The organism is Flavobacterium sp. JLP (assembly GCF_015350755.1).
Lineage (GTDB): Bacteria > Bacteroidota > Bacteroidia > Flavobacteriales > Flavobacteriaceae > Flavobacterium.
In genome coordinates, this window is sequence record NZ_JADKPS010000008.1 from 170164 (window position 1) to 196942 (window position 26779).

General features: G+C 32.4%; 28 protein-coding genes. 16 read left to right on the forward strand and 12 right to left on the reverse strand.

Features of this window, described 5'->3' with window-relative positions; all coding sequences use genetic code 11:
• Positions 1 to 6: 6 nt before the first annotated feature.
• Both IRZ83_RS17770 and IRZ83_RS17775 read right to left on the reverse strand, forming a co-directional pair.
• Positions 7 to 426, reverse strand: coding sequence for an SRPBCC domain-containing protein (locus tag IRZ83_RS17770; RefSeq protein WP_228520719.1), 420 nt, complete (start codon positions 424 to 426; stop codon positions 7 to 9).
• A 6-nt stretch (positions 427 to 432) separates the two neighbouring features.
• A complete protein-coding gene (locus tag IRZ83_RS17775; RefSeq protein ID WP_194570547.1) occupies positions 433 to 843 on the reverse strand; it encodes a VOC family protein in 411 nt (136 codons plus the stop codon).
• Positions 844 to 985: 142 nt separating this feature from the next.
• Between IRZ83_RS17775 and IRZ83_RS17780 the strand changes: the two genes are divergently transcribed.
• Complete coding sequence (locus tag IRZ83_RS17780) at positions 986 to 1951, forward strand: GlxA family transcriptional regulator (RefSeq protein ID WP_194570548.1); 966 nt, start codon at positions 986 to 988, stop codon at positions 1949 to 1951.
• A gap of 311 nt (positions 1952 to 2262) precedes the next feature.
• Here IRZ83_RS17780 and clpX read toward each other — a convergent pair whose 3' ends face one another.
• The 6 genes from clpX to IRZ83_RS17810 form a co-directional block, all read right to left on the reverse strand.
• Complete coding sequence (gene clpX / locus IRZ83_RS17785; RefSeq protein WP_029273196.1) at positions 2263 to 3495, reverse strand: ATP-dependent Clp protease ATP-binding subunit ClpX; 1233 nt, start codon at positions 3493 to 3495, stop codon at positions 2263 to 2265.
• Between the two features lie 165 nt (positions 3496 to 3660).
• Positions 3661 to 4335: an ATP-dependent Clp endopeptidase proteolytic subunit ClpP gene (gene clpP / locus IRZ83_RS17790; RefSeq protein WP_194570549.1), complete on the reverse strand. Its 675-nt coding sequence runs from the start codon at positions 4333 to 4335 to the stop codon at positions 3661 to 3663.
• A 314-nt stretch (positions 4336 to 4649) separates the two neighbouring features.
• Positions 4650 to 5972 carry a trigger factor gene (locus IRZ83_RS17795; RefSeq protein WP_194570550.1) on the reverse strand — a complete coding sequence of 441 codons (1323 nt, stop codon included), beginning with the start codon at positions 5970 to 5972 and terminating at the stop codon, positions 4650 to 4652.
• 114 nt (positions 5973 to 6086) lie between these two features.
• Positions 6087 to 6431: a phage holin family protein gene (locus IRZ83_RS17800; protein ID WP_029273193.1), complete on the reverse strand. Its 345-nt coding sequence runs from the start codon at positions 6429 to 6431 to the stop codon at positions 6087 to 6089.
• 52 nt (positions 6432 to 6483) lie between these two features.
• A complete protein-coding gene (locus tag IRZ83_RS17805; protein WP_029273192.1) occupies positions 6484 to 7248 on the reverse strand; it encodes an alpha/beta fold hydrolase in 765 nt (254 codons plus the stop codon).
• Between the two features lie 129 nt (positions 7249 to 7377).
• Positions 7378 to 8091, reverse strand: a complete 714-nt coding sequence (locus tag IRZ83_RS17810; RefSeq protein WP_194570551.1) for a pyridoxine 5'-phosphate synthase — start codon at positions 8089 to 8091, stop codon at positions 7378 to 7380.
• 117 nt (positions 8092 to 8208) lie between these two features.
• Between IRZ83_RS17810 and IRZ83_RS17815 the strand changes: the two genes are divergently transcribed.
• The 8 genes from IRZ83_RS17815 (at position 8209) to murI (ending at position 16643) form a co-directional block, all read left to right on the forward strand.
• A complete protein-coding gene (locus IRZ83_RS17815) occupies positions 8209 to 8868 on the forward strand; it encodes a CBS domain-containing protein (RefSeq protein ID WP_029273190.1) in 660 nt (219 codons plus the stop codon).
• A 92-nt stretch (positions 8869 to 8960) separates the two neighbouring features.
• A complete protein-coding gene (locus IRZ83_RS17820) occupies positions 8961 to 9848 on the forward strand; it encodes an NAD kinase (RefSeq protein WP_029273189.1) in 888 nt (295 codons plus the stop codon).
• A gap of 173 nt (positions 9849 to 10021) precedes the next feature.
• Positions 10022 to 10705 carry a DUF6089 family protein gene (locus tag IRZ83_RS17825; protein ID WP_194570552.1) on the forward strand — a complete coding sequence of 228 codons (684 nt, stop codon included), beginning with the start codon at positions 10022 to 10024 and terminating at the stop codon, positions 10703 to 10705.
• A 4-nt stretch (positions 10706 to 10709) separates the two neighbouring features.
• Complete coding sequence (locus IRZ83_RS17830) at positions 10710 to 11450, forward strand: isoprenyl transferase (RefSeq protein ID WP_029273187.1); 741 nt, start codon at positions 10710 to 10712, stop codon at positions 11448 to 11450.
• A complete protein-coding gene (locus tag IRZ83_RS17835; protein WP_194570553.1) occupies positions 11383 to 14139 on the forward strand; it encodes an outer membrane protein assembly factor in 2757 nt (918 codons plus the stop codon). The genes IRZ83_RS17830 and IRZ83_RS17835 overlap by 68 nt, the downstream gene beginning before the upstream one ends.
• A 43-nt stretch (positions 14140 to 14182) precedes the next feature.
• On the forward strand, positions 14183 to 15193 hold the full coding sequence (locus tag IRZ83_RS17840; protein WP_194570554.1) for an OmpH family outer membrane protein: 1011 nt from the start codon (positions 14183 to 14185) through the stop codon (positions 15191 to 15193).
• 15 nt (positions 15194 to 15208) lie between these two features.
• Positions 15209 to 15712 carry an OmpH family outer membrane protein gene (locus tag IRZ83_RS17845; RefSeq protein ID WP_228515207.1) on the forward strand — a complete coding sequence of 168 codons (504 nt, stop codon included), beginning with the start codon at positions 15209 to 15211 and terminating at the stop codon, positions 15710 to 15712.
• Positions 15713 to 15866: 154 nt separating this feature from the next.
• On the forward strand, positions 15867 to 16643 hold the full coding sequence (gene murI / locus IRZ83_RS17850) for a glutamate racemase (protein ID WP_194570555.1): 777 nt from the start codon (positions 15867 to 15869) through the stop codon (positions 16641 to 16643).
• Between the two features lie 4 nt (positions 16644 to 16647).
• On the opposite strand, the gene IRZ83_RS17855 is transcribed toward murI, so the two are convergent.
• Positions 16648 to 17883 carry an aromatic hydrocarbon degradation protein gene (locus tag IRZ83_RS17855; protein WP_194570556.1) on the reverse strand — a complete coding sequence of 412 codons (1236 nt, stop codon included), beginning with the start codon at positions 17881 to 17883 and terminating at the stop codon, positions 16648 to 16650.
• A complete protein-coding gene (locus tag IRZ83_RS17860) occupies positions 17884 to 19212 on the reverse strand; it encodes a DUF4270 family protein (RefSeq protein ID WP_228520720.1) in 1329 nt (442 codons plus the stop codon). It abuts the gene before it with no gap.
• Positions 19213 to 19493: 281 nt separating this feature from the next.
• On the opposite strand from IRZ83_RS17860, the gene IRZ83_RS17865 reads away from it, so the two are divergent.
• The 5 genes from IRZ83_RS17865 to IRZ83_RS17885 all read left to right on the forward strand — a co-directional run bounded on the left by IRZ83_RS17865 (position 19494) and on the right by IRZ83_RS17885 (position 23555).
• Entirely contained in the window at positions 19494 to 20282 is a 789-nt protein-coding gene (locus tag IRZ83_RS17865; RefSeq protein WP_228520721.1) for a DUF6268 family outer membrane beta-barrel protein, read from the forward strand.
• Between the two features lie 16 nt (positions 20283 to 20298).
• Positions 20299 to 21306: a Kelch repeat-containing protein gene (locus IRZ83_RS17870; protein WP_029273179.1), complete on the forward strand. Its 1008-nt coding sequence runs from the start codon at positions 20299 to 20301 to the stop codon at positions 21304 to 21306.
• Positions 21296 to 21628 carry a DUF4907 domain-containing protein gene (locus IRZ83_RS17875; protein ID WP_194570558.1) on the forward strand — a complete coding sequence of 111 codons (333 nt, stop codon included), beginning with the start codon at positions 21296 to 21298 and terminating at the stop codon, positions 21626 to 21628. The genes IRZ83_RS17870 and IRZ83_RS17875 overlap by 11 nt, the downstream gene beginning before the upstream one ends.
• Positions 21629 to 22735, forward strand: a complete 1107-nt coding sequence (locus tag IRZ83_RS17880) for a sensor histidine kinase (protein ID WP_194570559.1) — start codon at positions 21629 to 21631, stop codon at positions 22733 to 22735.
• A gap of 103 nt (positions 22736 to 22838) precedes the next feature.
• On the forward strand, positions 22839 to 23555 hold the full coding sequence (locus IRZ83_RS17885) for a LytR/AlgR family response regulator transcription factor (protein ID WP_029273176.1): 717 nt from the start codon (positions 22839 to 22841) through the stop codon (positions 23553 to 23555).
• Positions 23556 to 23649: 94 nt separating this feature from the next.
• Here IRZ83_RS17885 and IRZ83_RS17890 read toward each other — a convergent pair whose 3' ends face one another.
• On the reverse strand, positions 23650 to 24168 hold the full coding sequence (locus IRZ83_RS17890) for a gamma carbonic anhydrase family protein (protein ID WP_194570560.1): 519 nt from the start codon (positions 24166 to 24168) through the stop codon (positions 23650 to 23652).
• A 6-nt stretch (positions 24169 to 24174) separates the two neighbouring features.
• The gene (locus tag IRZ83_RS17895; RefSeq protein WP_029273174.1) at positions 24175 to 25164 is read right to left on the reverse strand and encodes a type IX secretion system membrane protein PorP/SprF; all 990 of its coding nucleotides are present in this window, start codon (positions 25162 to 25164) and stop codon (positions 24175 to 24177) included.
• A gap of 144 nt (positions 25165 to 25308) precedes the next feature.
• Here IRZ83_RS17895 and IRZ83_RS17900 point away from each other — a divergent pair, with 144 nt between their 5' ends.
• Both IRZ83_RS17900 and IRZ83_RS17905 read left to right on the forward strand, forming a co-directional pair.
• Positions 25309 to 26208, forward strand: a complete 900-nt coding sequence (locus IRZ83_RS17900; RefSeq protein ID WP_194570561.1) for a NifU family protein — start codon at positions 25309 to 25311, stop codon at positions 26206 to 26208.
• 153 nt (positions 26209 to 26361) lie between these two features.
• Entirely contained in the window at positions 26362 to 26766 is a 405-nt protein-coding gene (locus IRZ83_RS17905) for a YtxH domain-containing protein (protein ID WP_029273172.1), read from the forward strand.
• Positions 26767 to 26779 lie beyond the last annotated feature (13 nt).

The following is a 26779-nucleotide window of genomic DNA, read 5'->3' on the forward strand; positions in this document are numbered from 1 at the left end:
CTTGATTTATTTTTTAAAATTTTCAACATAATTTTTGAAATTCAGAATAACACCTTTACAAAATTGCTCTTGCATTTGCTCAGAATTTTTAGATTCAGGCTCAAATGTCTCGGTTAGTTTTGTTTTAGTATCTAAATTTTCAAAACGAACACTAGCTGTTCTGTTATCTAAAAGTCGATATTCTATTAATGAAAATTTTTCAATTTTAGTATATACGCCTTCAAAATCAAAGCCCTCACTTCCATCTTTTGAAGCCATTGTAAATTTGAACTTACCGCCCACTTTCAGATCATTTTCTGCATATGGAGTATGCCAATCTGCAAAAGGAATGTTCCAAATCATAATGTGTTCTGGTAATGTCCAGACATCCCAAACTTTCTCTATAGTTGCATTTATGGTATTTTGAACTGTTATCATTTTATCCATTTGAGTTTACATTTTATCTGGAATTTGATCTTCATTTATAAAAGAAAATTCCCAGTGATGTCCATCTAAATCAAAAAAAGATCGGTAATACATCCATCCATAATCTTTGGCTTCTAAATATTCAGTCGCTCCATTTTTTACAGCATCCTCAATAATTTGATTTACTTTATCACGGCTTTCAATTTGTACCGAAATAATTACTTCGTTAGTGGTTGCTGTATTACAAATCTCTTTATGGGTAAAAGTTTTATAAAACTCCTCAGTAAGCAACATTGCATTGATGTTTTTGCCAATAACTAAACAGGTTCCTTTATCATTTGTAAATTGTGGATTGAATGAAAAACCCAATTGGGTAAAAAATGAAATTGACCGATTTAAATCTTTTACAGGAAGATTTAAGAAAATTTTTGTTTCCATCTTTATATAAATTTACAAATTATTTAAAACAAATTTAGAATATTACAATTGGCTTTATGATACATTAAAAGTCAACTTTAGGGTCATTTAAGACAAAATTTATATTTTTGTACAGAAAGCAACTTTCTAAAAATCAAATAACATGAGTAAAAAAACAGGTTTAATTGTACCGCACGACTATAAATTATTGAGTATCGCTGCGATTTTAGAAGTTTTTGAAACAGCTAATAAATTAAGTAAGGAAACAGAAAAACCTTTTGAGATTATGGTATTTCAATCGGCCGAACAAATTAGCGAAAAACATTTATTTGGTTATGAAGTACAATCGATTGAAGCTTCTGAAGAAATTCTGGATTTGATTTTAATTCCAGCTTTCACTACTGATAATATGAGCGAAATGATCGCGAAGAACAAAAATTTTATTCCATGGCTTAAAAAACAGCACGAATCTGGAGCCGAATTAGCAAGTTTTTGTACTGGCGCATTTTTGTTTGCCGCTTCCGGATTATTAAATGAAAAATTAGCCACAACACATGTTGATGCCTGCAGTGCTTTTACAAAAGCTTTCCCGCTGGTAAAATTAAAACCGGAAGAAACGTTAACTGCCGACGGAAGTTTGTATACAAGTGGCGGCTCAACCTCAACATTTCATTTATTAATTCTTTTGGTTCAGAAATATTGCGGCAATGAAATTGCTGTTCAAATTGCTAAAATATTCTCTATTGATTTAAACCGATACAAACAAAGTTATTTTAGTACGTTTCGACCGAATCATTTGCACAATGATACTCTGGTTGCCATGTTACAGCAAAAAATTGAAAGTCATTACAGCACTATCGAAAAATTAGAAGAGATCACCAAAGATATTCCGACAAGTGCGCGGAACATGACACGAAGATTTAAACAAGTAACCGGAATTCCGCCAATTGAATATCTGCAAAATATAAGAGTTGAAAGTTCTAAGAAATATTTAGAACAAACGCAGCTTTCGATTTCTGAAATTATCGAAAAAACTGGTTATAACGACCCGAAGGCTTTTAGAAAAGTATTTTATAAAATGGTTGGTATGAAACCTATTGAATATCGAGAAAAGTTCAGAGTTCAATAAAAAATTTTCAACGACAACTGGACTTTTTATTTTAACTTAAATTTTTTCTTTAAGTTTCTTTCTTAAAACCTTTATCAGCAAATACAATAAATATAAAATGATTAAAAACCCAATAATATTTATAACCTGCCAAAGTAATAAACTAGTACTGTAATCTTCAATTGTTTTATTCATGATTGATGAGTTTTAGATTTTAATTGTTATCAAAAGTAAGAAAAATAATAAATGATGCAGCAACTTATATGCTTTATAAAAAAAACCTGCTCAAAATAATTGAGCAGGTTTTATGAATTATAAAAATCAAATTATCTTTAAGAAGCAATTTCCATTCGCTTCAATAAATTTTTACTTAATGTATGTTCTGCATAATCCTTATCAATTGTCAGAACTTTATCGTCAGAACTTGGCAGTTCGTACATCGCATCAGTTAAAATAGCTTCACATAACGAACGTAATCCACGAGCTCCTAATTTGTATTCTAAAGCTTTATCAACAATAAAATCTAATGCTTCGTTCGTAATATTAAACTCAACATCATCCATTAAAAATAATTTTTGATATTGTTTGATTAAAGCATTTTTAGGCTGTGTCAAAATTGCACGCAAAGTTTCTCTGTCTAAAGGATCCATATGCGTTAAAACTGGCAAACGACCAATAATCTCCGGAATCAAACCAAAATCTTTAATATCTTTTGGTATAATATATTGTAGTAAATTGTCTTTGTCGATATTATCTACATTTTTAGAAGTCGAATATCCAACAGCCTGACGGTTCAAACGTTTCGAAATAATACGTTCTACTCCATCAAAAGCTCCACCTGCGATAAACAATATGTTTTGAGTATTTACTTCAACAAATTTTTGGTCAGGGTGTTTACGTCCTCCTTTTGGCGGTACGTTTACAACAGTTCCTTCTAACAATTTCAATAAAGCCTGCTGAACACCTTCACCAGAAACGTCACGTGTTATTGATGGATTATCGCTCTTACGGGCAATTTTATCAATTTCATCAATAAAAACGATTCCTCTTTCTGCTTTGGTTACATCATAATCAGCGGCTTGTAATAAACGAGTTAAAATACTTTCAACATCTTCTCCTACATAACCCGCTTCTGTAAGTACAGTTGCATCAACAATAGCCAAGGGAACATCTAACATTTTAGCGATAGTTTTTGCTACCAATGTTTTTCCGGTTCCGGTTTGACCTACCATAATAATGTTACTTTTTTCAATTTCTACTTCATCGTCTAATTGCTGTTGCATTAAACGTTTGTAGTGATTGTAAACTGCAACCGACATTACTTTTTTAGTTTGATCTTGACCAATAACATATTGGTCTAAGAAAGCTCTAATTTCTTTTGGCTTCTTTAAAATTAAGTCACCAACTAATTTTGCACTTCCGCTTGATTTTAATTCTTCTAATACAATTCCGTGTGCCTGCTCGATACACTTATCACAGATATGTGCATTAATGCCTGCAATCAATAAATTGGTTTCTGGCTTTTTTCTTCCACAAAACGAACATTCTAATACTACTTTAGCCATTCTTTTTTAGTTACTAAGTTGCAAAGTTACTAAGTTTCTGAGATTTATCACTAAAACATCAAAAACTTAGCAACCTATTAACTTTATTTTTTTGTTTCAAGTTTTATTTGCTTCAAGTTTCAAGTTAATTATAGCAACTTGAAAACTCAAACTTGAAACTCAGTTTTATCCTCTTCTCAATACTTCATCAATCATTCCGTACTCTTTTGCTTCGTCAGCTTTCATCCAGTAATCGCGCTCACTGTCTTTATGCACTTTATCAAAAGTCTGACCTGAATGTTGAGAAATAATATGGTATAATTCATCTTTCAATTTCAGCATTTCACGTAAATTGATTTCCATATCTGTTGCAACACCTTGTGCTCCTCCTGATGGCTGGTGAATCATAACTCTTGAATGTGGCAAAGCCGAACGTTTTCCTGCTGCTCCAGCACATAATAAAACAGCTCCCATAGATGCTGCCATACCTGTACAAATTGTAGCTACGTCTGGTTTGATGTATTGCATTGTATCATAAATTCCTAATCCTGCATAAACGCTTCCTCCAGGAGAATTTAAATAAATTTGAATGTCTTTTGATGCGTCAGCACTTTCTAAAAACAATAACTGAGCCTGAACAATATTCGCGATTTGATCGTCGATACCAGTTCCTAAAAAGATAATTCTGTCCATCATTAATCTTGAAAACACGTCTAATTGAGAAACATTCAACTGGCGCTCTTCGATAATATATGGAGTCATGTTTGTTGGGTTCATCGCTGCTACGATTTTATCGTAATACATTGCGTTTACTCCTTGGTGCTTTGTAGCAAATTTTTTGAATTCTTTACCGTAGTTCATATTTTTAGTTTAAAGTTTGAAAGTCTAAGTCGGAAAGTGACTTAAACTGCTAAAACAAAGTTCATACCTTTTTATAAAGGGATGCCAATTTGTCCTATTTTTTTGGTTCCAAGTTTTAGGTTTCAGGTTTATTGAAGTTCGAAAACTTGAAACAAAAATTTGAAACAAAAAAAAAGCGCCAAAAATATCTTTTTGACGCTCAAATATAACTTTTTTTATCTTTCAGTTTCTGTAATAAAATCTTAAATTTTAAAATAGAGCTTACATGCTACTCTATGCTGAACAACTTTTGACTTTAAAACTTTTGACTTCAATTATTCTCCGTAAGAAGCTGCAATAAATTCTTCGTAAGTTACTTCTTTAGTTGTAGGATTTGCTTTTTCTTTAAACACCTCTAACAATTTTTCAGCAACAACTTGCTCAGAAAGTCTTTTTACTTCTTCTTGGTTAGATAAAACTCTAGCCACAATTCCTTGAACTTCTTCGTCAGTCGGATTTGTTTGTCCAAATTGAGCCATTTGTTGTCTGATAGCGTTTGTTGTAAAAGCTTTCAAATCTTCAAAAGTAATTTGGATGTTGCTTTGAGCCATTGCTTTTCCTTCGATTAATTGAAAACGTAAACCTTTTTCAGATCTTGCGTATTCAACTTCAGCTTCTTCTGCAGAAAGTTTTTTCTCTCCAACAGTTTGCAACCATTTTTTAAGGAATTCAGCCGGTAAATCAAATTTTGTATTTTCGATCAAGAAATCTTGAACGTCTAATAATAATTTTTGATCCGCTTGCTGTGCGAACTGTGCTTCAGCATCTTCTTTAATTTTAGCTTTTAAATCTTCAAGAGAAGCTACTTTTCCTTCACCAAAAAGTTTATCAAATAAATCTTGGTTCAATTCAGCCAATTCAGCTCCGTTGATAGCCTCGATAGTAAAGTTTACTTCGATATCTAAACCATGAACGTCATCATGAGCTACTTTTAAGTAATCCATTAATTGGTGATCGTCTTCGAATAAACCTTTTGTACTTACTGTAACCACATCTCCAACTTTTTTACCGATGAATTTATCTCCAGCTTTTTTGTTGAAAGTAGACACAGAAATTGTAGTTGTATTGTTAATTCCTTTTTCTTCGTTTGAGAAAGTTCCAGTTAAATCAGAATCAGCATCAACTTTATCTTGTGGAATTGCTTTTCCGAATTGTTTTTGGATACGCTCTACTTGACCGTCGATTAATTTATCATCAGCCGTAACGATATATTTTACGATATTATTTTTTGCTTCTAAATCAATTTCGAAGTTAGGAACCAAACCAATTTCGTATTCGAAAGTTAGTTCTTCAGCATCCCAATCAAAGTTTTCGTTTTCTTTAGCAAGAGGAGTTCCTAAAAGATTTAATCTTTCAGATTGAATGAAACGCTCTAAAGCCAAATCAACTACTTTTTTAACTTCTTCTTGCTTAATTGCTTTTCCGTATTGTTTTTCAACAAGATCTTTAGGAACTTGTCCTTTTCTAAAACCTTTTACAGTAGCCAATGGCATTTTTTCGTTTATTCTTTTTGCTACTTGACCTTTATAATCCATGTGAACAACTGTCATTACAATCGTTTCGTTCACAGCGTCTATTGCTACTCTTTTAATATCCATCTTCTTCTTTAATTTACATAATAAAATTGGGTTGCAAAATTATAAAATTTTTGCAACCCAACCAAGTTTTTAATCTATTGTATTTGAAGCGGTTTTTAGTCTGCTTTATTTCGATTATTTATCGTCTCCCAATATTTTATATGTGATAGATTGAAGGATAGACAAAATGATACTGAAGAATAATGCTGTCCAGAACGAATCTACTGCAAAACCTCCAACAATATTAGTACACAGCAAAATAATGATTGCGTTTATAACTAATAAAAAGAGGCCCAAAGTAATTACTGTTACAGGCAAAGTCAAAATTACCAATATTGGTTTTATAAACAGATTTAGTAATCCTAAAACAATTGCAACAATAATTGCAGTAGTAAAACTGGCAACATGCACTCCCGGCAAAAGGTTTGCAATTAACAAAACCAAGGCTGCGGTAACAAGAAGTCTGAGTAATAGTTTCATATTTTTGTGGTTTAAATTTTTAATAAAAGTAATAAAATTTTTATCAAAATCATTACTCTTTCAAAAACCCAGCCGTCAATTCAAAAAACATTTTTGGATTTTCGGCATGAAGCCAATGTCCTGCATTTGGAATAGTTTCAAACTCGACTTTAGGAAAGTGTTGGCGTATTGAATCAAAATCTGAATCTAAAACATAGCCCGATTCTCCTCCTCTTATAAATAAGGTGGGTTTATCAAAAACCAAATCATCTGGCAAAGCTTTTCCGATGGCTTCTAAGTTATTATTGAAAACCGCTAGATTAAAGCGAAAGGCCAATTGTCCTGGCTCAATCCAATATAAATTCTTTAATAAAAACTGGCGTGTTCCAAAATCAGAAACATATTGCGCTACAATTGCTTCAACATCGTTTCTACTCGGTTTAACCGAAAAATCAACTGCGTTTAAACCTGCCAAAATATCTTGATGATGCTGTTTATAAAACTTCGGACCAATATCTGCCACAATTAATTTATCTACAATTTCAGGATGTGTTGTTGCAAAAAGCATTGCAACTTTTCCTCCCATCGAATGTCCTAGCATATCTATTTTAGACAGTTGATTTGCTTGGCAATATTCGAAAACATCTTGCACCATCGCTTCATAAGACCATTCGTCTGAATGAAAACTGCGCCCGTGATTTCTTAAATCTAAAATATGAACCTGAAATCCAGCTTCTACATATTGTCCTGCCAAAGTCTTCCAATTATCAGACATGCCTAGAAATCCGTGCATGATAATAAATGGTTTTCCTTCGCCTTCTATTTTTGAGTATAACATCATATAATTTTTTATTGAAAAATTTATTCCACAAAGATTCAAAGGTTTTTTACGCAGAGAAACACAAAAATTTCTTTAAGAATCTCCCTGTTTTTTTGTGTATATCTGAGAATATGCCTTTACAAAATATTATTTCAATTTATTCAAATACATATTCACTACATTATCTAAACCTAGATATAGCGCTTCAGAAATTAAAGCGTGTCCTATAGAAACTTCTAATAAGCCTGGAATATTTTGTTTGAAAAACTGAATATTATCTAGACTTAAATCATGGCCAGCATTTATTCCCAACTCTAATTCGTTTGCTAATACTGCAGCTTTTACGTACGGATCTATTCCGTTTTTATTTCCTAAATCGTATTGGTGTGCAAAAGCTTCAGTATACAATTCAATTCTGTCCGTCCCAGTTTTTTTAGCACCTTCAATAATTTCTAAAACCGGATCAACAAAAATTGAAGTTCTGATTCCGTTTCGTTGAAATTCCTGAATAACTTCTGTTAAATATTCCTGATTTTTTATAGTATCCCAGCCAGCAGAAGAAGTAATGGCGCCTATTGCATCAGGAACTAAAGTAACCTGAGTTGGTTTGCATTCTAAAACCAAATCGATAAAGTTATGCTGCGGATTTCCTTCAATATTATATTCTGTATATACAATTGCTTTTAAATCGCGTGCATCCTGATAACGAATGTGACGTTCGTCTGGACGCGGATGAATTGTGATTCCCTGGCTGCCAAATTTCTGAATATCAGTTGCCACTTTTAGTAAATCAGGAACATTTCCGCCACGTGCATTTCTTAAGGTTGCAATTTTATTGATATTTACACTTAACTTTGTCATATAAATAGATAATTAATTCTAGTAACATTATATTTGTTACGACAAAAATACAAAGTAAAACGTAGCAGTTTTTGGTATTTTTTGATTATTTTGCAATGAAATATCTTCAATTGATTTATGACAGAAATTACAAACTATATCACCAATGATTTCAGAGCGATTGACAGCCAGGAAACGATAGCATCGGTTCAGGACTTTTTTGCTGATGTGGATTTTTCACATTTTCCAGTTTTGGAAAACGGAATCTTCATTGGAAGTATTGCTTCTGATGATGTTGAAACTTTTGATACCGACAAAAAAGCGATTGATTACAAATATACTTTAGAGCGTTTCTTTGCCAGAAAATCGATGATGTGGCTAGACGTTTTAGAGGTTTTTGCAAAAAATCACACTAACACGGTTCCCGTTCTTGATGAAAATAATACCTATATAGGCTATTATGAAATGGAAGATATTATGAAATTCTTTCAGGAAACTCCCTTTTTAAAAGAACAAGGCGGCATTATTATTGTTCAAAAAGGGCTTTTAGACTATTCAATGGGACAAGTTGCTCAGATTGTAGAAAGCAATAACGGTAAAATTCTTGGCTGTTTTATATCTGAAGCGGATTTAGAAAATGTACATATTACAGTAAAAATTGGCGTAGGCCCAATGAATGAAATTATACAGACTTTTAGACGCTATAATTATGAAATTATTTCAGAGCATCAAGAAGATGCTTATATCAATAGCTTAAAAGAGCGTTCTGATTATTTAGACAAATACCTTAATATATAAATTATAAAATTGGTCAAGGAGAAAATTAGAAAATGATCTCAACTAAATAAATTATAAAATTAACACATTTCCTCATTATCTAATTAGAAAGAATGAAAGTAGCTATTTACGGACAGTATTATCAAAACAGTACCGAACCTATTATCAAAGATATTTTTGCATTTTTCAACTCAAACAATGTCGAAATGGTAATTGAAGAAACTTTTTTGAAAATGCTCTTTGAAAAAGAACTTATAAAAAAAGAATACAAAACTTTTTCCTCCAGCAATTCATTGGATGATAGTTTTGAAATGTTAATTAGTATTGGAGGCGACGGAACTATTTTAAGAGCAGCAACCTTAGTTCGTAATTCTGGTGTACCAATATTAGGTATTAATGCAGGAAGATTAGGTTTTCTGGCAACTGTTCCTAAAGAAAGCATTGACACCTTTTTACAATTTGTTATTGATAAAAAATATACCATCTCTGAAAGAACTTTATTGAGTTTAACCTGTGATCCAAAAAACGATGCAATCGAAGACCACTTAAACTTCGCAATGAATGAAGTAACAGTAAGCAGAAAAGATACTACTTCGATGATTACCGTTGAAACCTATTTGAATAATGAATATCTAAATTCTTATTGGGCAGATGGTTTGATTATTTCAACACCAACTGGTTCTACAGGATATTCTTTGAGCTGCGGAGGACCATTATTAACCCCAGAGGTTAAAAGTTTAGTAATTACACCTATTGCTCCTCATAATTTAACTGCCAGGCCACTTGTCATTCCTGATGATACTGAAATTAAACTTCGCGTATCTGGAAGAGAAGATCAATATTTAGTTTCGTTAGACTCCAGAATAGCCTCTGTAAAAAATGAATCGGTTTTGACGATTAAGAAAACAGATTTTAAAATAAAAATGGTTGAAATTCCAGGCGAAACTTTCTTAAAAACATTGAGAAACAAATTGCTTTGGGGAGAAGACAAAAGGAATTAAGCCTTTTTCTAGAGACCTACTATACGATAATACTACTTTTTCTCGTTCTGCATGTATCGAATCCTCATTAAATGTCTCAAAATCATATTGTAAATTGAAAAAAAAGCACATTTAACCAAAGCGACGTTGATTCGTATCGATAATTATTATATTTGCACGCAATTTTGAATTAAATGAAGAAAATTTTTAATTTATTGTTATGTTTTTTCCCCTTTATTACACTAAATGCTCAAATCAATGAGATTGGTGTTTTTCTTGGCGGAAGCAACTTTGTAGGAGACGTAGGAAGCACAACTTATATTGCTCCTGAAAAACTGGCTTTTGGTGTTTTGTATAAATGGAATAGGAGTCCGCGTCATGCGTATCGCTTTTCCTATACACAATCGACAATTGCTGGAAATGATGCAGACTCAAAAGAAACAGGACGAAGCAATAGAGGCTATAGCTTTGAAAATAAAGTAAAAGAGCTTTCCGCTGGGTTAGAATTCAACTTTTTCGACTTTAACCTTCATGATTATCATCCAAAAGTTACTCCTTATATATATTCAGGATTAAGTTACTTTATGTATGATGAATTATACATTTCAGGAGGCCAGACTAGAAAAGATAAAAATTCAAATTCGTTTGCTATACCTATGACATTAGGAATCAAATCAAACGTAACGCCTCATTTAATTTTAGCTGCTGAAGTTGGAGCCCGCTACACCTTCACAGATGATATCGACGGAAGTAATCCAAGCAATAGCAATTTATCGCCATTGCGTTTTGGAAATTTAAATAATAATGACTGGTATGTTTTCTCTGGTATTACTTTAACGTATACCTTTGGACAAAAACCTTGCTATTGCGCAGAATAATAAAATGAATTTACTAGACTCTATAGACCACACAAATTTACCCAAACATCTGGCCATTATTATGGACGGAAATGGTCGTTGGGCCAAACAACAAGGTTTTTTACGTGCATTTGGACATGAAAATGGAACAAAATCAGTAAAAAAAACAATTACAACTTGTGCCAAAATTGGTATTGAGTACTTAACATTATACGCTTTTTCGACAGAAAACTGGAATCGGCCAAAATTAGAAGTCGATGCATTGATGAAAATATTGATCAATTCTTTAAAAAAGGAGCTTGTTACTTTACAAGAAAACAATATCCGTCTTAATGCAATTGGAAATCTTGAGAAATTACCAAAATCAGCCCAAAAAGAACTTTTAGACGTTATTGATAAAACTAAAAACAATACACGCCTCACGCTAACACTGGCTTTAAGTTACGGATCACGAGAAGAATTAGTAAATGCCGTTAGAATCATCAGCGATAAAGTTAAAAATAATATAATTTCAATAGACACTATTGACGATTCAATTATAAATGAGCATCTTTACACGCAAAATTTACCTGACGTAGATTTATTAATACGAACAAGTGGAGAACATAGAATAAGTAATTTTTTGCTGTGGCAGATAGCCTATGCAGAATTATATTTTACTAATGTCTTGTGGCCAGACTTTAAAGATCAAGATTTATATGAGGCTATTATTAGTTATCAAAAAAGAGAACGTAGATTTGGAAAAACCAGTGAACAAATTAAATAATTTTTTAGTGTTACAAAAAAGAGTACAAATAGTCCTTACCCTACTTCTTTTGGGTAGTTTTTCACAAATAAAAGCACAAGATAGAGTTCCTTTTGATCAAGGAAAAAAATATATTCTTGCTAAAGTTTCTGTTGTTGGTAAAATAAGCTTCAATGAACAAACCGTGGTTACTTTTACTGGTCTTCAAAAAGGTCAGGAAATAACCGTTCCTGGTGAAGAAATCAGTGGCGCAATCAAAAAATTAGGCAAACTTGGCCTGTTCGATGAGATATCTTTTTACATTAATAAGGTAGAAAATGACAGCATTTACCTGGACTTAAATATTGTTGAACTTCCTAAGTTAAACGAAGTTAAATTTGTTGGTATCAAGAAAAGTAAGGTAGAAGGATTAATTAAGGATAACAACTTGACAAAAAATAAAATTGTCAACGAAAACTTAATCACAACTACCAAAAATTATATCGAAAATAAATATAAAAAAGAAGGTTTTTATAACACAAAAGTTACTATCACAAATACACCTGACACTATTGCCGGAAATCAAGTAAATATGCTTGTTCGGGTTGACAAAGGCGATAAGGTAAAAATAAGCAGTATTGATTTCATAGGAAACAAACAACTTACTGACGCTCAATTAAAAAGAGCAATGAAAGACACGAAAGAAAAAAACTTTTTCCGTGTTTTAAAAGCCTCAAAATTTATTCCTGAAAAATACAAAAGTGACTTAGAAAAAGTAGTAGCTGCATATAAAGAAAAAGGATATCGCGATGCTCGTATTATATATGACTCTGTTGCTTACAACAAAGAAAAAAATATGCTTGCTATTAAAATTAATGTAGAAGAAGGAAACAAATACTACTTCGGAAACATTAAATTCTTAGGAAATACAGTATACTCTGATCAACAATTAAACCGTTATTTAGGAATCAAAAAAGGAGAAACTTATAACGGAGTTTTACTTGAAAAACGAATTGCAGACAAAACTAAACCAGACGCTGAAGATATTACAAACTTGTACCAGAACAACGGTTACCTGTTCTCTAATATTAATGCTGTAGAGGTAAGAACCGCAAATGATACAATCGATTTTGAAATTCGAGTTACAGAAGGTCCTATCGCTTATTTCAACAAAATATACGTTACAGGTAACGACAAAACAAACGATCACGTTATTTATCGTGAATTAAGAACTAAACCAGGAAATAAATACAGTAAAGAAGAATTAGTTAGAACAATTCGTGAGATTGGTCAATTAGGTTTCTTTGACCCTGAATCTATCAAGCCTGAATTTAGAAATGTTGATGCTGCGGCAGGAACAGTTGATATCGAATACCAACTTGTAGAAAAAGGATCTAGCCAGGTTGAGCTTCAAGGAGGTTATGGTGGTGGAGGTTTCATCGGAACCTTAGGGCTTTCATTTAACAACTTCTCAGCGAGAAACATTTTTAACAAAGAATCGTACAAGCCATTGCCAATGGGAGACGGTCAAAAAGTAGCGCTTCGTTTACAAGGAAGTACATACTTTCAGACGTATAGTTTATCGTTCTCTGAACCATGGTTTGGAGGTAAAAAACCAGTACAGTTCAGCTCTTCTATTTCGTATAGTAAACAATTCTTGAACAATTATATTACAAGAAGTGTAGACAAAAGCAAAAGTTTTAATATTTTTACAATACAAGTCGGATTGGCTAAAAGGCTGACAGTGCCAGATGATTATTTCGTTTTATCACAATCAGTAAGTTACCAACATTATGATTTGAACAATTATAACACAGGGTTATTTACTTTTGGTAACGGAGCTTCAAGAAACTTAGCGTATACAATTGGACTTTCAAGAAGTAATAAAGGAGTGAATCCTATCTTCCCAACATATGGTTCAGAATTTAGTATTTCGGCAAAAGTAACACCTCCATATTCATTATTTAATGGAATTGATTATGGCGATTTGAAAAATCAAAAAGAATACAAAACACAATATACAGGAACGCCAACATCAGGCGCAAACGGACAGCCTCTTAACACTGGTGATTATGTAGTTGCCGCTGCTAGTGTTAATGGTTCTCCTCCTTATAATAGTGTTGGTTCTGACTTTGCAAGTGCTGATACAGATATTGCAAAAGTCGATCAGAAGAAATACAATTGGTTAGAATATTACAAAATTAAGTTTAAAGCAGACTGGTATACTAAAGTTTATGGTAAATTAGTATTAAGAACATTAACAGAGTTTGGTTTCTTAGGAGCTTATGACCAATCTAGAGGTGTCGTACCATTTGAACGTTTTTATTTAGGAGGAGATGGAATGGCGAATTACTCAATGGATGGTAGAGAAACGATTCAGTTAAGAGGTTATCCTAATAATTCACTAACTCCAGTAAATGCGGCTGGTGAGCAAATTGGAGCAACTATTTACAACAAATTCTCTATGGAGCTGCGTTATCCAATTACATTAAAAGCATCAGCATCTATTTATGGATTAGCGTTCTTGGAAGCAGGTTCATCATACCCAACTTTTAAAGATTATAACCCGTTTGACTTAAGTCGTTCTGCAGGTTTTGGTTTACGTGTATTCATGCCGGCATTCGGATTATTGGGTATCGATATGGGTTACGGATTTGATGCTCTTCCTGGTTCTGTTACCAATAAGGCAAATGGTTGGGAAACTCATTTCATTATTGGACAACAATTCTAGAAAATTCCCGTTTGGTTAAAAATCATCAAATAAAGTAATGTTTATGAAAAAGCAATTTTTATTTATATTTTTAGCCTTGATTGTAATCAATACAACTCAGGGTCAAGGAAAAACGACTCGAATCGGCTACATTGACATGGAGTACATTCTGGAAAATGTTTCTGATTACAAAGAAGCAAAATCCCAATTAGAGTTAAAAGCTCAAAAATGGAAACAAGAAATTGAAACCAAAAAATTAGAAATCAATACGAGAAAAGAGAGTCTAAAAGCCGAAAGAGCTTTGCTTACTAAAGAACTTATTGATGAGAGAGAAACTGAAATTAAATTTCTCGAACAAGAAATGTTAGACTATCAGCAAAAACAATTTGGATCTGATGGTAATTTGATTAGACAGAAAGCAGCATTAGCAAAGCCAATTCAGGACCAAGTTTTTACTGCCGTTCAAGATATTGCTGAAGCTAAAAATTATGATTTTATTTTTGATAAATCATCAGATTTGACAATGCTTTTCAGCAACAAAAGATTTGACATAAGCGATCAGGTTTTACGAGTTTTAAACAGAACTGACAAACGCGAACAATTGACTAAAAAACAATTGAAAGACCAAGAAGCGAAAGAAAATCTTGAAAATGCCATAGATGAGAACCCAGCAATGGCAGATCGACAAAAAGCATTAGACGAAAAGAAAGCAGCTAGAGAAAAACTAATTGAAGATAGAAGATTAGAACAAGAAGCGAAGAAAAAAGAATACGACGACAGAAGGAAAGCAATACAAGCCGAGAGAGACGCTAAAAAAAATGGCACGGTTTCTGAAACTGCTAAAACAACAACAGAAACAGCGAAAACTGATGCAACAGCCAAGCCAGCTGCAACAACAGAAACGGTACCTGCAACAACAGATCCTGCTGCCAGCAAAGCTGAAGAAAGACAAAAGTTATACGAACAACGTAAAAAAGAGTTAGAAGAAAGAAGAAAGAAAATAATCGAAGAACGAGAAGCGGCTAAAAAAGCGAAAGAAGCCGAAGCACAAAAATCAAATACGACCAATAATTAATTAATATTTTTAAAAATGATGAAACAAATCAAAACTTTACTAATTGCTGCCATACTAATTTTAGGAGCAAGTAACACAATGAACGCACAGGCGAAGGTTGCCCATGTTGATGTTAGCGAGATTATGTCGAAAATGCCTGCTATGCTTGATGCTCAAAATCAACTACAAAAATTAAGTGGTACATACGATGCTGAATACAAAAAAATGATTGAAGAATATCAAACTAAAATCAAAAAGTACGAAGCTGAAGCTGCAACAGTAAAAGAAGATGTAAATGCTGAACGTTCTAAAGAAGTTCAAGACATGCAAAAAAGAATTACTGATTATAGAGACAACGCTCAAAAAGAATTGCAACAAAAAGATTCTGACATCATGAAACCAATCATGGAAAAAGTTAGAGCTTCTATCCAAAAAGTTGGAAAAGCAAAAGGTTTCCAATATGTATTAGATGGTTCTACTCTTATCTTAGCTGATGGTCCAAACATTACTGCTGATGTAAAAAAAGATTTAGGATTCTAAGAAACGAATTCTTTATTATAAAAAAACTGCTCAATTCTTTAAAAAGTTTGAGCAGTTTTTTTTTACATTAAATTAAAATTAAAAAGCAAAAGAATTTGCAGATTTGAAGTAAATTAGAATATAAATTTATTCTAAAAAATACTAAATTTGTATTATGACGAACAACAATCCTATAGGCGTTTTTGATTCTGGTATTGGAGGAACTTCAATCTGGAGCGCCATCCACGATCTTCTTCCTTACGAAAAAACTATTTATTTAGCCGACAGCAAAAATGCTCCTTATGGTCAAAAAACCAAAGAAGAAATTGTTGCACTAAGCAAAAAGAATGTTGATTTATTACTTGATATGAATTGCAAGCTAATTGTCGTTGCCTGTAATACTGCAACCACAAATGCTATTCGAGAACTTCGTGCAGATTATGATATTCCGTTTATAGGTATTGAACCTGCCATAAAACCTGCTGCGAATAATTCTAAAACACAAGTTATTGGAATATTAGCTACTAAAGGAACTTTGAACAGTGAGCTATTTAACAAAACTGCTGAAATGTTTCAAAATACAACCATAATTGAGCAAGTTGGTCATGGTCTGGTACAGCTTATTGAAGATGGAAATTTGTATTCGCCGGAAATGACTCAATTATTAGAATCTTATCTTAGACCTATGATCGATGCTAATATTGATTATCTAGTTTTAGGCTGCAGTCATTATCCATATTTGATTCCGCAGATTAAAAAAATTCTTCCTGAACATATTCAGATTATCGATTCTGGTGAAGCTGTGGCACGTCAGACACAAAATGTACTGCGTGAAAGAGTTGGTTTTTCTGATCATAAAAAAAGCGAGCCTGAATTTTATATCAATTCAGATCCCGCTGTTTTAAAATCAATTTTAGAAAATAAGTATTCTGTAATCCAGAAGGATTTCTAATACACTATTCAAATTTTCGCTTGACGAACCAAATTCCATCTAAGGATAAATTAAGAGATATTTTGTGATAATTTTCTTTTATTAAATTATCTGAGATCCTTCCTTTTTGTCCATACGAATAGGAAATATTTAAAGTAGAAAATGTGTTTTCGATAGGCAGAGAAAGTCCGATAGAAATTGCTGCATTGCTGATTCTTTTTCCATCAACTTCTAAATAACCATTATCAAAATTTGCACCCATTGCATATTGAATTCTGTCCCAATATTTCCGAACATTCTTTTTAGAACTATATGTAAATCCAAGAGCAAATCGGTCTTGATTTACAAAATCTCCATACAATTCTGATTGACTGGTGTTATTCCACAAACTTTTTTCATAATCAAAAGTCATGTTTAAATTGTTTTTAAACCTCTTGCTGATCCCCACTCCTATTTCTAAAGGCATATAATAATCATCGACATCTGAAGCCACATCAGTTTCTACAGTAGTTGTTACTTCATCTGCAATTGTTTCTACCGATTGAACTTTTGAAGCTTTAATTTGAGCTGGCAATTTAACTGTTGAAGCTACTGTAAAAGTAGAATCTATTTTATATTGAGCTCCCAAAGTGGCACGCAAACCATTATAATTTGTTTTTTTGCTGATCGTTGTAAGGGTATTTGTAATCAAAAAATTCCTTTCATCGACAGTATTTCCAAATAATACCGATCCAGAAACCCCAGCTGAAAACTTCTTGCCAAATCTGTATCCGTATGAAAAATCAAAGTTGTTTAATCCGCCGGAACCAACTGCAGTTAAATAATAATATTCTTGACTGTTTGTAATGGGCAATTTCAAATTAGAAATTTTAAAAGCTGCGCTGGAATACGGACGCAAAGCCACACTAAATCCTGAATTTTTAGTAACTGGAAAAGCAAAGGCCATGTGGGAAAACTGAAAGTTATTACGATTCTCTGTTCTTGAACCACTTTGATACGTCGTCGCAATTGCTTTTCCGCCAATATCAAACATAAAGTGATTTAAAGGCAGATAAGCTAATGATGCGGGATTTAAATTATTTATAAAAGTTGTCGATGGCAAAGCCATTCCTGATGATCCTATAGAAGGCAAAATACCAAAATCAGATTCATACAAACTTCCAACACCATACAATGAATATGGCGAACTTGAGATACTTTGAGAAAATGAAGTAAGCGACAATAAAATGAAGCAGCTTAAATAAATTATTTTATTTTTCATTTAATATGAGATGTAATAAATTTTCAATTGAATTTTGTTATTCAAGTGTTTCTGGTCTCCTAGAACAATTCTATTTACTGATTTAGAAATTCCAGGCAATGTCAAGATAAGAGATGACTTAGAATCTGTCTTTTTCAGCATTTCTTTCTGTAAAAAATTACCAACTGGAATGGTATATCCGATATTTTCATTGAATTCATCACTCTTCTTATTCAAAATACCGTACACTGCTGTTCCTGCAGAGTTTACTAATGATGCACTAATACGATTTAAGTTATCAGCGACATAAATTTTTAAGGAATCTGATAATGGATATTTCTCTGAATACGTATTATTAACAGGTTTTAAAATCAATTCAGCACTAACAATTGCGCCATTGTCTGATATATATTTTAACTGCTTAATATTAGGAAAATCAATTCGGCAGGCCACTCCTGTTCCTGATTGTATATAACCCTGCTGGTTGGTAAGAATACTTGATAATTTACTGGTTGAAATGGGCAAATTCTGAAGTATGGTTCCGGTTTTATCTAATGAAATAGAATTAAACTGTTTAGTAGCATCTAAAATGGTAAAATCTACAATATATGGCGTTTCTTCCGTATCAGCCTGATATTTGGAATAGTAAAGCCGAACCTTGCTAGTCGCCACATGAAAACCAATGACACTCGAGGAATTAGGATCTGACGGCACGAGAACGAGCCCTTTTAGATATTCTGAAAAACTATCAAAATCTGTAATTTCTCTTTTTTTGAGTTTTTGAAAAAGCGCTGCTCCAAAAGCATCGCTCATTTTTATATTGATAGAATCTTTTTCTGTAGGCCTTGGCTTATACGATATTGTACCGAGACTTTCATCGCTGTAAGTTAATGTAGAATTATTATAGAAACTTTTATCCTCTGCATTAGGCTTTACTTTTTGTGTTAATCTATGGATGTCGAAGGTCTGCACTTTTGTAGTATCTCCATAATAATAATTGTCATACTTTAGAATCATCGAGATAGAATCGAATACATAATTTACTGCTTCCGTATCTGATCCACCACTATTTAACGTGTACGAATCTGTAGCCAATTGAAAATAACTGTTCGATTTTACTTTTCCATAAATAGGATCATCATAATTTCCGATTAAAATTCGGGCTTGGCTCGAAGTAACCAATGAGTCAAAATTTATTGTAGACATGTCGACTGTAACAGTATCGATCAAAATCGCTTTATTGCTTACAGCTAAATAATCTGACCCAACAACAAATTCTCCAGCATCTGTATCCGTTCCGCATGAAAGTAAGGTGATGGCAAAAAACAACATCAATATAAACTTGTGCATAATAAATTTTTTCAACAAATATAAAATGCACTCTTCTGCAGCACACTATAACATATACAGCTTAGCATATTTGCACTACAAATACCAAAAAACCATCTATAATAGCGTTATAGAAACAAATCTTTGATTCAACCTTAAAAAAAGCGGTTTAGTCTATCAAAAAGTGCCATACATATATATTCTTTTTTTTAAAACCATTAGGCAACTACTTTTGAACCAATAAATAGGTAATGAAAATAAGGCTTTTAATATGTTCGTTTTTTACAATTTCATTTTTTAGTATGAAAGCTCAAAATACCCTTTCAGCAGAAATGAATTTAAAGACAGAACCTACTGATAAAATTGATTTTAATGAAACCAATATAATCGTTTCATATAATAAAAAGATAAACACTGAAAACGAGATAAAAAACACATTTGAGTATTCAAAATTGAATGTGAATTATGAGGAAGGAAATTTTTTATCGCAAGAAAATCTGGATCGATTTAATCAGCTTCAAAATAAAATTGAATTTTCACATTATGTTTCAAATTCAACAAAACTGATTTTCTCTGTAACCCCAATGGTAAATTTTCAACAGAATTTAAACATGTCTGATTTTGCAATTTTAGGAAGTTTTGAAATAGTTCAGCAATTAAATTTAAATACAAGTATTATGCTTGGTGCAGCTCGAACAACCGTTTTTGGTTATCCTAAAGTGATGCCAACTCTATCTTTAAATTATAAATTAAATAATGCGAGTGCGTTGTCTATTGGATTTCCAGATTCTAGATTTTCATATTCAAATAATATCCGAAACAAATTCAGTTTAACGAATAGCTTTAATGGAAACTTTTACAATTTAGATGAAAAGAATACGCTAAACAATGCTGAAAAAATGACTTTATCTCAAATGACTTCGGCTTTTGAATACGAAAGAAATGTAGATAAAAACTGGTTTTTGAATTTTAAGGCAGGTTATGATTTTAATAAAAAATACAATCTGATTGATTCCGACAATCATAAAGTATATGACTTTAATACAGGCAACGGATACATTCTAGGAATTGGCATCAAATACAAACAATAAATAAATTTAATACACTATGAATAATTTTAAAAAAGGAATATTATTCGCGACACTGTTCTCGACTCTCTTTCTTGTAAGTTGCAGCAATGATGATGACGATGATGATTTAATTGGAAACTGGGTGAAAAAATCAGCTTTTGATGGACCTGCAAGATCTAGTGCAACTAGTTTTGTTATTGGTGATTATGCTTATATTGCAACCGGCTATACAGGCGATGAATACTTAAAAGATTTATGGGCTTATAATTCTAATGGAGATTATTGGGAACAAAAAGCTGATTTTACTGGAGTAGGAAGAAGTTCTGCTTCGAGTTTTACACTAAATGAAAAAGGCTACATTGGCCTGGGTTATGACGGGACTAATAAATTGAAAGATTTTTATCAATACGATCCTACAAGTAATACCTGGACACAAAAAACAGATTTTGCAGGAACTGCACGTTACGCTGCAGTAGGATTTCAAGTGGGCGGAAAAGCTTATTTTGGAACTGGTTATGACGGAAATTATCTGAAAGATTTCTATCAGTACAATGACCAGGCAAACACTTGGACTTTGGTAAACGGATTCAGCGGAAACAAAAGACGTAATGCTACCGTATTTGTAATTGGCGATAAAGCTTATTTAGGAACCGGAATTAATAATGGTGTTTATCAAGAAGATTTCTGGGAATTTGATCCTTCGACTGACGTATGGACAAGAAAACGCGACATTGATAAAGATACAGATGATGATTACACATACAATGACGAATATGCTATAGTTCGCTCGAACGCATCAAGTTTCAGCATGAACAATTTAGGCTATATTGTTGGTGGAGAAAGTGTAAAAACAGTTTGGGAATACAATCCAACCACAGATCTTTGGGTTGAGAGAACTCCAATGGAAGGCGCAACAAGAACAGATGCTGTTGGTTTCGCAATCAATAATCGTGGATTTTATATGTTAGGAAGAGTCGGATCGACTTATTTTGATGATGCTTGGGAATTTAAACCTTTAGACGAACAAAACGACGATGATAATTAATATTACAAAACAATTCTTCTGGAGTAAAATCCAGAAGAATTTATTGTTTATTCTGCTTGTATTTCAATTTGCCGCTTGTGCAAAAAAAGAAACTCTTACAATAGAATCCTTTAAAACACAAACGGGCTGGGGATATACAATTGCTCACAAAAACAAAGTTTTAATAAAACAATCTGTGATTCCGGTGATCAATGATACCAAAAGTTTTTCTTCTGAAAACGACGCTTTAAAAGTAGGTAATCTAGTGGTTGAGAAACTGAACCAGCATATATCTCCAACGGTAACCAAAAATGATTTAATTTTATTGAAAATAAAATTCTAAATGAAGATCGATACCATTAAAAGCACAAGTTCAAATAAAATTTTATTCCATTGCATAATATGGGTTTTCTTTATATTGACCTCTTTAATTCAATTTTACGAAAGTCCGTTCCGAATCAATACTGATTTTTATGCGCAGTGGAGTACAGGAATTATTTTGTTTTATCTGAACTACTTTTACATGGTTCCTGCGTTGCTTTTAGAAAAAAAATATTGGCTTTATTTTGCTTTTGCATTTTCTCTTATTGTTCTTTTTATGGTCATCAGGATCAATTATTTTATTCCTGAATTCAGACATTTAAGACCTGAAAACATAGCGCCAAGAATGATGCCTTCTGATGTGAGATTTTTTGATAGAGGTCCGCACAGAAGAATAGAAATGAGACAGCCTCTTTTTTTTAAAATTGGCCCTTCTTTTTTCTATATTTTAATTATAACGATAAGTGCAATTATTAGAACACTGACTGAGTTTTACAACAATCAGCAAAATAAATTAATTGCCGAAACACATAGAACAAGTACTGAATTGATATATCTGCGCAAACAAACTAATCCGCATTTTTTATTCAATTCCCTAAACAGTATTTATTCGTTAGCACACAAAAAATCTGATTTGGTCCCTGATGCCATCGTGACATTATCCGAATTAATGCGGTATATGCTGTATGAAACTGATAATAAAACGGTGGCTTTAGAAAAAGAAATCAACTACATTCAAAATTACATCGAATTACAAAAACTCAGACTCAATAACATTGAAGACATTGTAATAAATGTTCATGGCGACACCCGCAATAAATTTATAGAACCTCTTCTTTTAATTTCATTTGTTGAAAATGCCTTTAAGTACGGAACAGACTATAAAGGTGCTGCACATGTAAAAATTAAGATTTTCATTCTAGAGAATAGTCTTGATTTCTGGATTGAAAATACTATAGAAAACTATGTGAAAGATCCTGAAAATTCTGGAATTGGGTTAGTGAATATTCAAAATCGACTCGATTTGCTCTATCCAAATGCACATAAGCTTGACATTACGCAAGACAATCAATATTACCGTGTTCATTTGAATTTAAATCTTGATGAAATACAGACAACAATTACGTAGTAAAATAAAATCAGGAATTTATGAAAATTTTAAAACTTAATTCACTGGTTTCAAACTACTTTTGAATGCCAAAACGATTTAAATAAATTTAATCCTTAACCAGATGAAATGTGTAATTATAGACGATGAGCCGTTAGCGGTTGAATTATTAGAAGATTTTGTCCGAAAAGTAGATTCTCTTGAATTGGTCAGCACTTTTAATAACGCTATTGATGCTGTATCATTTATCAATCAGACAAATGTAGATTTAATTTTTCTCGACATTCAGATGCCACACTTTTCTGGAATTGATTTTTTAAATACTATTGAAAAAAAACCTTTAGTAATTTTCACAACTGCCTATTCTGATTATGCTGTTGAAGGTTTTAATCTTGGAGCTGTTGACTATTTAGTTAAGCCTATTCCCTTTCATCGTTTTCTAAAATCTGTTGTTCGGGCACAACAAATATCGAATCCAGCGACGGCTGTTCAAACCATTTCTGAAAACACAATTTCACCAGAATTAGAACAGGATTTTATGTTTGTGAGAGCAGAATACGAAAATGTAAAAATGAATTTTTCAGATATTTTATTTATAGAAGGTCTTAAAGATTATGTAAAAATTTATACTACGGATAATAAATTTACATTGACTCTGATCAGTTTAATAAAATTAGAGAATTTGCTTTCCAGCAAGGGTTTTTCACGAATTCACAGGTCTTATATCATAAATATAAAACATGTTAAGTCGATTCAAAAAAATAAAGTTTTAATAAGCGACAAACGAATTCCGATCAGCGAAAGCTACAAAAATGCTTTTTTTGAGAAAATTAATTTGTAGATTTTTTAAAAATTCCAAAATAAAAAATTCCAGATTCCAAAAGAGTCAATCACTCTTGGAATCTGGAATTTTTAATATTTTAATATTTAGTATTTTATTCGTCGTTTTTAAACCAGCCGGAATACATTACGTAATTATTTGAAATACGCTCAATTTCGCCTGCAAAATTAGATTGGTCTATATCTTTTACTTTTTTAGCCGGAACACCTGCATAAATAGTTCCAGAAGCCACAACAGTATTTTGTGTTACAACCGCCCCAGCCGCAATAATTGAATTGCTTTCGATTACGCAATTATCCATAACAATAGCGCCCATTCCTATTAAAACATTATCATGAATTGTACAGCCGTGCACAATCGCATTATGCCCTATTGAAACATTATTCCCAATAATAGTTGGGTGTTTTTGGTAAGTACAGTGAATAATAGCTCCATCTTGGATATTTACTTTATTTCCTATTTTAATAAAGTGAACATCGCCTCGAATAACAGCATTAAACCAAACACTGCACGAAGCTCCAAAACTAACATCGCCAATAATTGTAGCATTTTCAGCAACATAACAATCCTCTGGAATTAGAGGTGATTTTCCGTTTACAGACTTGATTAACATAAAAAATTAATTAATAGCAGGACAGTTACAATCGTAACGTTCCTTTTTACAAAATAAGTTGATTCCTAAAGTAATTTGGTGATAAGCTCCAGTATCAAATTTTACGTTGCCCGCAACTTGCGAATACGTATAAGCGAACATAAAATTATTGTAGTTGATTCCAATTATTGGCGTAAAATATTGCAGTTTTTGAGCTTGTATGCCACTTCCAGTATTATATTGTGCTCCGTCAAAACTTCTTCTATAAGAAAATGCTGCCCACAGGCTTCCAAAATCCATGTTTTTATACGCTTTCATGTTTAAGTCAATTGACTTTTCTTTGGTTTGATCAAATATTTGAAGTAGTACAGATGGCTCCCAAGTAATGTTTTCTCTTTTTCCGAATACATATCCAACACTCAGCAAATACTTTCTTAAATTATCGCTTTCGTAGTCTGTATATAATTCTCTTCTGGTTTCAAGCAAGCCTTGAACAGTAGCATGAGCATAAAAATCTAAATAATTGTATGAAGCTCCAACATCTACATTAAAATAAGAATCTTTTTGAATCGATCCGAAAACGATCGGATCAAAACTTCCTCCAAATGTAGTTTCGTCTAATTGACTTTGAATAATGCCGCCACTAATACCAAAGGAAAGCTGATTCAAATCAACCTCATCTCTAGAAAACATAATATGATGCGCATAAGTAAGCTTTACTCCTTTTTGAGAGTGATAACCGTTTTTATCATTAAAAACAATAATCCCTGCTCCAGAACGTTCTCCTATTCTTCCGTTAAAACTCAAAGTTTGAAGTGATGGTGCATCTTCTTGTCCGAACCATTGTTTTCTAGCTGTCAATCTAATTTTTGCACAATTTGCCGCTCCCGCCATTGAAGGATGAATCAAGTAATAATTATCAGACAAATAATCTGAATAAACTGGAATTCCTTCTTGAGCGTAAGAAAAAAAAGTGGTGATTAAAAAAACAATTAAAAACTTGATTCTTAATTTCATAATGGCAAATTAGTTTATAGATATTTTACACTCTCCATAATTTAATACGAATTATTTGAAAAGAGTCTTAATTATTTTATTAAAAAATCAAATATAGGTATTAGTAGAAAATAACTTTACTAAATTTGTAAAAAATCTACAACCATGACAAAAATCACTATAAAAGAGACTCAAAACCCTACTATATTAAAATTTGAATTTGAGGATTTCATCACAAAAATTCAAAATTTTGAATTCAAAAATATAGATGAAGCGCAAGCGTCTCCTTTAGCACAACAATTATTTTATCTTCCGTTTGTAAAAACAGTATATATTTCGGGAAATTTTATCGCTATTGAAAGATACAGCATCGTCGAATGGGATGATGTAAAAGATGCTGTTGCAGAGCAAATTGAAGCATTTGTAGACAAAGGTGGTATTATTGTAAATATTGACGAAAGCAAAGCTAAAAAACAGCCTATTACCGTTTATGGAGAAACAACTCCAAACCCATCAGCCCTAAAATTTGTTGTCAGCAGAATGTTAACCAAAAATGCTGTTGAATATAAAAACATAGATCAGACTGCTTCTTCGCCATTGGCAAAAGAATTGTTTAAATTTCCTTATGTAAAAGAAGTTTTTATTGATGAAAATTACATTTCTGTAACAAAATACGATATTAACGACTGGCAGGAAATCACTTTAGAAGTGAGAACTTTTATCAAACAATTTATCGAAAACGGAGGAACTGTTTTAGATGAAAGCTTAATTGAAGTTGCTACTAAAAATGATGTAACAAAAGATGAGGCTTTTGATAAATTAGATGTGACTTCGCAACAAATTATAAATATCTTAGAAGAGTATGTAAAACCAGCCGTAGCAGCGGATGGAGGAAATATTGCTTTTGATTCTTATAACGAAAATGACAAAACAGTAAAAGTAATTTTACAAGGAGCCTGCAGCGGTTGTCCGTCATCAACATTTACTTTAAAAAGTGGTATAGAGAACATGCTGAAAAGTATGCTGAACGATGAAGCGATTAAGGTAGAAGCTTTAAATGCATAAAAATATCAGCTTAAAAATAGTAAAAGCGTCTCAAATGAGGCGCTTTTTTTATAAATCCATATCTTCCTAATATTCAATAAATTATTTAAACAATAAGCCGGTAATTCTTTAAAAAAGTTTTATATTGTCTTCTAAACTAATCAATGTAAAACTATGGGATTATCATCATTTTTTAAGAATTTATTTGGTTCAGCCAAAGATTCAGCACAAGATCTGGCTGTTCAGGCTGAAACGACTTTTGATCAAGCTAAAGAAGCTGCTGCTCCTTATATTGAAAAGGCAGAAACTTTTGCAGAAGAAACATTCGCTAAAGCTAAAGAAGCATCAGAACCTGTATTTGAAAGCGCTGTAGAATATGCTCATAAAGCAAAAGATCTTGTAAGCGAATATGTTGAAAAAGCATCTGAATCCATAAGCGATGTAGTTGATTCTGTGAAAGAAAAAACAAGTGAAACGGTAAGCGACGGCAAACCCACAATTGTAGAAAATGTAATAGACGTCAGTGAGAGCACCAAAGAAACAGATGATATTATTGAAGAAGGAGCTGATAAGGAATAAAACTACTTTCTTT